A 241-nucleotide genomic window follows, 5' to 3' on the forward strand; every position below is an offset into this window, starting at 1 on the left:
CTCGGCCCGCCCCGCGCCGTCCTCAGGTTCGACCACGTGTACAGCAAGCCGCATCCGCTGATCGAGGAGCAGAATGCCTGGCGCGCCCGCTACGAGGCGTCGTTCGAAGGAGAAGGCCAGTGCCCCGGGAGACCATGCCGCTGGGCAAGGCGCTGAACGCCGGTATGCGCAGGGCGATGGAGGACGACCCGAAGGTCATCCCCATGGGGGAGGACATCGAGAAGCTCGGCGGGGGGTCCCG

Annotated in this window: 1 pseudogene; it reads left to right on the plus strand. The window is 69.3% G+C overall.

Annotated elements, in window-relative coordinates:
* Positions 1-134: 134 nt before the first annotated feature.
* Positions 135-241: pseudogene (locus KVS71_RS20120) on the plus strand (alpha-ketoacid dehydrogenase subunit beta); the annotation flags it as partial.

Origin of the sequence: Microbacterium sp. GbtcB4 (genome assembly GCF_019091465.1) — a bacterium.
In the GTDB taxonomy this organism is placed as follows: domain Bacteria; phylum Actinomycetota; class Actinomycetes; order Actinomycetales; family Microbacteriaceae; genus Microbacterium; species Microbacterium paraoxydans.